The 7,815-nt window shown below is 57.0% G+C and carries 6 protein-coding genes; 4 read left to right on the top strand and 2 right to left on the bottom strand.

Annotated elements, in window-relative coordinates; translation table 11 throughout:
* Together Q0Z93_RS09055 and era are read left to right on the top strand one after the other, a co-directional pair.
* On the top strand, positions 1-1,132 hold a 1,132-nt coding region (locus Q0Z93_RS09055), incomplete at its 5' end, for a dipeptidase (protein ID WP_298064756.1).
* A 40-nt stretch (positions 1,133-1,172) separates the two neighbouring features.
* Positions 1,173-2,105 carry a GTPase Era gene (gene era, locus Q0Z93_RS09050; protein ID WP_298064754.1) on the top strand — a complete coding sequence of 311 codons (933 nt, stop codon included), beginning with the start codon at positions 1,173-1,175 and terminating at the stop codon, positions 2,103-2,105.
* Positions 2,106-2,511: 406 nt separating this feature from the next.
* Here era and Q0Z93_RS09045 read toward each other — a convergent pair whose 3' ends face one another.
* Positions 2,512-3,051 carry a DUF4293 domain-containing protein gene (locus Q0Z93_RS09045; RefSeq protein WP_298064751.1) on the bottom strand — a complete coding sequence of 180 codons (540 nt, stop codon included), beginning with the start codon at positions 3,049-3,051 and terminating at the stop codon, positions 2,512-2,514.
* A 117-nt stretch (positions 3,052-3,168) separates the two neighbouring features.
* On the opposite strand from Q0Z93_RS09045, the gene Q0Z93_RS09040 reads away from it, so the two are divergent.
* Positions 3,169-3,750, top strand: a complete 582-nt coding sequence (locus Q0Z93_RS09040; protein ID WP_298064749.1) for a DUF3109 family protein — start codon at positions 3,169-3,171, stop codon at positions 3,748-3,750.
* Between the two features lie 397 nt (positions 3,751-4,147).
* Here the strand turns inward: Q0Z93_RS09040 and Q0Z93_RS09035 are convergent, their stop codons facing one another.
* Positions 4,148-5,392, bottom strand: a complete 1,245-nt coding sequence (locus tag Q0Z93_RS09035; RefSeq protein ID WP_298064747.1) for an ABC transporter permease — start codon at positions 5,390-5,392, stop codon at positions 4,148-4,150.
* Between the two features lie 73 nt (positions 5,393-5,465).
* On the opposite strand from Q0Z93_RS09035, the gene glmM reads away from it, so the two are divergent.
* Positions 5,466-6,863, top strand: a complete 1,398-nt coding sequence (gene glmM / locus Q0Z93_RS09030) for a phosphoglucosamine mutase (protein ID WP_298064745.1) — start codon at positions 5,466-5,468, stop codon at positions 6,861-6,863.
* The last annotated feature ends 952 nt before the right edge of the window (positions 6,864-7,815 follow it).

The raw sequence follows: 7,815 nt of genomic DNA, 5'->3' as shown, positions 1-7,815 counted from the left end.
GGTCTACGGCCATTACGACGTGATGCCGGTCGACCCGCTCGAGCTGTGGCATACCGACCCGTTTGAACCGGTGGTCAGGGAGGGAAAAATATGGGGCCGCGGGGCGGACGACGACAAAGGACAGGGTTTCATGCACGTCAAGGCATTCGAGGCGATGAACGCCACGGGCCACCTCGCATGCAACGTCAAATTCATGTTCGAGGGCGAAGAGGAGATCGGCTCCGGATCGCTCACGGCGTGGTGCGGGACGCATCGCGAGATGTTGGCGGCGGACATCATAATCGTGTCGGACACTTCGCTCATCGGATGGGAGACGCCGTCGATCACTTGCGGACTGCGGGGGCTGGCCTTCGTCGAGATCGAGGCGCAGGGGCCGAACCGGGATCTGCACTCGGGCCTCTACGGCGGCGCGGTGGTCAACCCGGTGAACGCACTGTGCAAGATGATCGCCTCGCTGACCGACGATACCACGGGACGCGTAACCATTCCCGGTTTCTATGACGACGTCCATGAGTTCAGCGCGGCGGAGCGGGCGGAGATCAACACGGCACCGTTCGACGAACAGACTTTTGCAGCCTCTATCGGTATCGACCGGCCTCGGGGGGAAACCGGGTACACGACGATCGAACGCAAAGGGATACGGCCCACGTTAGATGTCTGCGGCATCTGGGGAGGATATACGGGCGAGGGAGCGAAAACCATTATTCCTTCGACGGCGCACGCCAAGGTTTCGATGCGCCTGGTAGCAGGACAAGACTATAGGAAAGTGACGGAACGATTGATCGCCCATATCGAAAAAATCGCGCCGGAATACGGCGTGACGGTGAAATGCGAGGCGCTTCATGGAGGGTATCCGTATGTGGCTCCGACCGACTCGGCGGCATACCGGGCGGCGGCGCGGGCCATGGAGGATACGTTCGGCAAACGGCCGGTGCCGTTTTACAGCGGGGGAAGCATTCCGATCATCAGCACCTTCGAGCGGGTGCTGGGCACGAAGTCGATCCTGATGGGCTTCGGATTGGATACGGACGCGATCCACTCGCCGAACGAGAATTATCCGCTGGAAAATTTCTACCGCGGGATCGAGACGTTTCCGCTGTTCTACCGCTATTTCGCCGAAAGCTACCGGTAACCGGGCACGCTATTTGCCTCATCCTTTGCCAAAAACTGCCATGAACGAACCGACACAGACTCCTCTGACACCCGAGACGCCCCACAAGGCGGGCTTCGTGAATATCATCGGCAATCCGAACGTGGGCAAATCCACGCTGATGAACCGGCTGGTGGGCGAGCGGCTTTCGATCATCACGTCGAAGGCGCAGACCACGCGGCACCGGATTATGGGGATCGTCAGCGGCCCGGACTTCCAGATCGTCTATTCGGACACGCCGGGGGTGCTGAAACCGAAGTACAAGCTCCAGGAGTCGATGCTGAATTTCTCCACGGGGGCGCTGGGGGATGCGGATGTGCTGGTCTATGTGACGGACACGGTGGAGCAGCCGGACAAAAACGGCGAATTTCTCTCGAAAGTACGGGCGATGGCTGCCGAAAACGGAACGCCGGTCATCGTGGTGGTCAATAAGATCGATCTGACCACACCGGATAAGCTCGAGGAGTTGGTGGAGTGGTGGCACGGCGAAATTCCTTCCGCCGAGATCATTCCGGTATCGGCGCGGGAGGGTTTCAATGTCGAACCGGTCATCCGGCGAATCGTGGCTCTGCTGCCGGAAGGTCCGGCCTATTATCCGAAGGATACCTTGACGGACAAGAGTTTGCGCTTTTTCGCCAGCGAGATCATCCGGGAGAAAATCCTGCTCAATTACGACAAGGAGATTCCTTACTCGACGGAGGTGGCTGTCGAATCATATGCGGAGTCGCCGACGCTGGATCGGATCGGCGCGGTGATCTATGTGGCGCGGCAGTCGCAAAAAGGTATTATTATCGGACATCGGGGCGCCAAGCTCAAAAAGGTGGGTACTGAGGCGAGAAAAGACCTGGAAGTATTCCTGAACAAAAAGGTTTTCCTGGAGCTCTTCGTTAAAGTGGCTGAGGATTGGCGCAATAACGACAAAGCTCTCAAACAGTTCGGATACAATAATGAATAAACCGTCCGGTTATTTTTTACCCTATGTTTGAGGGTACCGTTCTCTTTAACTTCGCTTCGCTTGTTTTCCTCGCGCTACCTCGGCATAGCCCGCAAGCAGTCTCTGCCCTCGGAACGCTGCTCGGTTGTGAACAAAGAGAACCAGAAAAACTTTCTGAGATGCTTGCGCATCTCTTGAGCCTGCCGGATACCCTTGTCTTCGATTCTTTTGGGGTGTGAGCAATAGCGGGCACTTAGGTAAATAACGCTTTATGCCCGCTATTGCCACACCCCAAAGAAAACGCAATGCAAGAGGACTGCGGAGCCTAAGGAGTAGCGTAGCTATCTGAAAGTTTCTTTGGTTCTTTCTTTTCAAAGAAAGAACAGTCACTCACAGTAGGGCACAGAAAAACCGGACAATTAATAGATTAGCGTATTCGATCCAGCGATTTGAGCAGAGCAATATCCTTTGTAATTCCGCGGAACGCGAAATAGACGAAAATCAGCGCAACGATCGGCAACACATCCACCACCGAATATTTGATCGCATAAGGTTGCATAGCATCCAGCGCATCTTTCAGTTTATAGATATACAGCACGATATAAGCCTCGATCCCCAGCAGCAAGACCGCCATTGCGAAACAAAGCCGCATCTGGATCCACCGTTTGCGGTACAGGAAAATCGTCACGAGCGCCACCGCCAGCGTCAAGATCACCAGCCCCACCATATAAGCGGTCGACACCACCTTCTGCCCATTCTGGCAAACACCCCACAAATCGAACGTGATCTCCTCCTCCACCCCGTGAGGCACCGTGATACGGGTAATAGTACCGTCGGACGCCACCGATTCGGACGTTCCCTCCGGCAAAGCCGATCCCAGCTTGACGGTGGCATAGTTCGAGAAAAGCATCACAGTCATCAAAGCCGCGACGATCAGCAAATGGACAGTTTGTATACGCTGCAACATAACTCTTTCGTTTGATAGGTTCGACAAGGCAAAGACAATGCCGACCGGACAGTGTCCGAGCCGGAACTGCATCGGCAAAGATAGAAAATATTACCTTTGCCTGTTCAACCGATCGCCATGATACAGATAGACGACAAAATCATCAGCCTCGACCTTTACACCGCCCGTTTTTCGTGCGACCTCGGGGTCTGCCGCGGCCAATGCTGCGTGGAAGGCGACGCCGGAGCACCGCTCGATAAAGAGGAAATCGCACTGTTGGAGAACGCATGGGACGACTACGCTCCTTATATGACCCCGGAAGGCAAGCGGGCTGTCGAAGAGCAGGGCGTGGGGGTGATCGACGAAGACGGTGATCTGACCACGCCGCTGGTGAATGGCGCCGAATGCGCCTACACCATCCGGGAGAACGGTGTAACGTGGTGCGCCATCGAAAAAGCGTGGAGCGAGGGTAAAACGCCTTTCCGCAAGCCGATTTCGTGCCACCTCTACCCGATCCGTCTGATCAGGCTGTCGAACGGAGTGACCGGCCTGCAATATCACCGCTGGAAGGTTTGCCGCGCTGCCGAGACACTGGGCATCAAGAAAGGAGAACCGCTCTACAAGACACTTAGAGAGCCGATTATCCGCCGTTTCGGCGAAAATTTCTACCGCGAAATGGAAGCGTGCGAGGCGGAACTGGTGAAAATGGGAGAAATCTGACCCCGGCGCTTGTTATTTTTCGGTCGCCGATCGGTGGGAGAGAAGTGTTTTCCGGTCTCGAAACGATAGAGGTTCTGGCGCAGGGGTAATTACAGTCCGGTTCGGATACCGAGCATTTACGTCCCAACGCTTTCGCACGTGCCGGAGCCAGTAGGACTGTATTAAGCGGAGTGAATTCTTCGGCTCAAGTGCCGAACGGCACCGGGTCTCCCGTGGGGCGACGTCCGGCCCGTGCGCTCACGCGGAAACAATCGTCCATTAACCGTAAGTTCCTGCGTTTACGGGCGCTGAGCGGCCAAGCGAAAACGAGCTACCGTCTGGCATGAAAGCCTAAAAATCATGCGGAAGTAATGGAAGCAATGCGACGGCAAAAATTGCAATTCGCCGTTCGATCCCGTTATTCGTACCGCAGCGCCTCCACCGGATCGAGCGCAGCCGCCCTGCGGGCCGGCAGATACCCCGATCCCACTCCGACCGCTAAACACAGCGCCACCCCGATGAAAATCCACAGCCACGGCACCACGAACACCCCTCCCGTCAAAACCGAGATCAAATTGCCGCACAAAATTCCTAATACGATCCCGCAAAAGCCCCCCATCTGGCTGACAATAATGGACTCAAACAAAAATTGCTCGCGGATCATCCGCGGTTTGGCCCCCAGCGCCATCCGCGTCCCGATTTCGCGCGTGCGTTCACTGACCGACACCAGCATAATGTTCATCAGCCCCACAGCCGCCCCCAGCAGCGTAATCAGTCCCACCAGCGACGCCACCATCGTGACCGTAGCCATATTCTCCGCCAGCATCGCAGCCAGCGAATCGCTCCGTTCGACCGCGAAATCCGACTCGTCCGCCGGCCCTAATCGCCGGATCGTCCGGAACAGCCCCTCCGCCTCGCTCGCCGCCATCTCCAGCAGCCGCGCGTCCTCCGGGATCACCGATACCGCCGTGCTCACCCGCATATACGGAAACGCCGCCCGCGCCGTCATGATCGGCATAATCACCCGCAAGTCGTCATTACGCCCCATCCCCATGCCGCTCCCTTTGGACGCCAGCACGCCAATTACTTCATATTGTCCTCCGGCCACATTGATCACCTTTCCCAACGGTGTCTCCCCGTCCGGAAACAGCAAGTCCGCCACTCCGCTCCCGATCACTATCACCCGGTTTCCCATCTCCGCCTCGTGGCGCGAGAAATTGCGTCCCGAGGCGATCTCTAAACTGCTGTTGCGCAAGCCGTTCTCGTCCATCCCCCACAGCCACAGGTTCGGGTTGCTCTTTTCGGACTTGTATCTGGCTGTCACCCCGCTGCCCAGATTCATGGACAGCGAAACAGACGATGGAATGGGAAACCGATCCCGGAACTCACGGGCCTGGTCGTAAGTGATAAAATTGTCATTTCGGTTCCGGCCCCATCCCATGCCGTAGAGCTGCTGATTCCTGATCGAAAAGCCGCCCGTCCCCAGCGATGCGAACGACTCGGTGATACTGGCCTTGATCGATTCGATGGCCGTCACGATCCCCACCAGCGACATGATCCCGATAGCGATAATGGCCATAGTCAGGATCGACCGCAGGCGGTTGTTCCGGATCGACGCGAGCGAAAGACGGATGTTTTCACGGAAAAATATACCGAGTTTCATCGGGAATGGGATAATACTTCGGCTAAATTAGTAACTTGCCATCTAATTCGGAAATAAAAACCTACGAACTATCATGACTCTGATCAAATCCATTTCAGGCATCCGGGGCACCATCGGGGGAATGCCGGGCGACGCGCTGACACCGATCGACTTAGTGAAATTCACAGCCTCGTACAGCCAGTGGCTCAAAGAGACCACTTTTCCCAACGGCACACCTACGCGCAAGCTGCGGGTGGTAGTGGGGCGGGACGCCCGTCTTTCGGGACAGATGGTCTCGGACATCGTGGAAGGGACGCTGATGGCCAGCGGCGTGGACGTAATCGCCATTGGGCTGGCGGCCACACCTACGACCGAAATGGCCGTCACCGGCCATGGGGCGGACGGGGGGATCATCCTGACAGCCAGTCATAACCCGAAGCAGTGGAATGCCTTGAAACTGCTCAACCGGAACGGCGAATTTCTCAATGCGGCGGAAGGGGCGCGGGTGTTGGCGATTGCGGAGTGCGAGGGGTATACTTTCCCGGAAATAGACGGAATCGGGACGGTTATCGCGCGGGAATCTTACGACCGGCAGCATATCGAGGCGGTGTTGGCGCTGCCGTTAGTGGATGTCGAGGCGGTGCGGGCGGCGCGGTTCAAGATGGTGGTCGATGCGGTCAATTCGGTGGGGGGAATCGTCATGCCGGCGCTGCTGCGGGCGATGGGGGTCGAGGTCGTCGAACTCAACTGCACGCCGGACGGCAAATTCGCGCACAATCCGGAGCCGATCCCGGAACATCTGACCGAAATATCGGCACTGGTGCCGGCGGCGGGGGCGGATTTGGGGATCGTGGTCGATCCGGATGTGGATCGGCTGGCCTTGATTAATGAGGACGGAACGATGTTCGGCGAAGAATATACGTTGGTGGCGGTGGCGGACTATGTGCTGTCGCAGACTCCGGGGAATACGGTCTCGAATCTGAGCTCTTCGCGGGCGCTGGCGGACGTGACGGCAAAACATGGCGGCTCGTATGCGGCGGCGGCGGTGGGCGAGGTCAATGTGGTGGCGAAGATGCGGGAAACGAATGCGGTGATCGGCGGCGAGGGGAACGGAGGGGTGATTTATCCGGCTTTGCACAGCGGGCGGGATGCGTTGGTGGGGGTGGCGCTGCTGCTGACGTATCTGGCCAAGACGGGGAAACGGTTGTCGGAGCTCAAGGCGACTTATCCGGCTTACTATATCTCCAAAAACCGCATCGACCTGATACCGGGGACGAATGTGGACGGTATTTTGGCTAAGATGAAGGCGAAGTACGCTTCGGAGAAGGTGAATGACATCGACGGGGTGAAGATCGATTTTCCGACGGAATGGGTTCACTTGCGCAAGTCGAATACGGAACCGATTATCCGTATTTATGCGGAAAGTAAGGACAAAGCGGCGGCGGAGGCGTTGGCGAATCGGATTATCGCAGACATCAAAGGGCTGCTCTGACTTTTCCATCGGTTCATTTTTCATCGGCATTCCGCTTTCCGGGTTCGACTTCCGGAAAGCGGAATGTTTTTCGTTTTCCGCGATCCGCAACCCCGTCGCGTTCTATTTCAGAGCGACAGAACCGATGGACTGGACATCGCCGCAGAACGACGAACTTTGGCGGGACGGGGTAAAGACGTTGTTCGACCCTTGTCCGGCAGGCTGGCGGGTGCCGCGGAGCGGGGAGGGGAATCTCAGTCCGTGGAATAATTTTGGCCGATCTGGCACGACTGTGCCTAATGCGACCTCTTCCGACATGGGTGCCGGAGCTGATTGCGGGTACTGGTTTTTCCTGTACGGTCAGAGCGGTGCGACGACTTGGTATCCCATCCCTGGAGAACGACTTCGACTTTCCGGAAAGTTCAGTGGATTGCAAGGCTACAATTGTACGGCGACTTCTTCGATTTCTACGATTACGAACACGGCGGTTTTTTATTTCGTCATCAATCCGGGTGCAATTAAGCCTTCTTATAGTCCTGGGTGGCGTTCCAATGGCATTTCGGTCCGTTGCGTACGGGAGTAGGAGGGAAGGATAGTAGTGTGAAGCGCCCCGTTCCTCCCCCCTCCGCCCCCATGGAAATAAATCGCCGGGTTCCCTGACCGGAGATACGGGGTATGCTTGTTCCAAGCCTCCGCGGGGCGATGCTGCGGCCCGCGCGACCTACGGTCGCAAATAGTAGTTTTTTTGTCGCCTCGATCCGGCGGGGCTTTCTTCTTAAAAAAAAGCCTTTTCTTCGCAGCCCTCCTGCCGGGCGGGCTTTTTGTTTTCGTTTCACCGCTCATGCCGCGGGGGCACTTTCTTGTGCGACTAAGAACCGAGCGGCGTACCGCGATCAGAGATCGCTTACGGGCTATGCCGAGGCAGCGCGAGGAAGACCGCAGGCCAAACGAAGCAAAGAAAACTGCCTCCAGC

The organism is uncultured Rikenella sp. (genome assembly GCF_947628055.1).
Lineage (GTDB): Bacteria > Bacteroidota > Bacteroidia > Bacteroidales > Rikenellaceae > Rikenella.
Note: the sequence above shows the minus strand (reverse complement) of the source record. Positions and strands in the feature narration are given on the sequence as shown.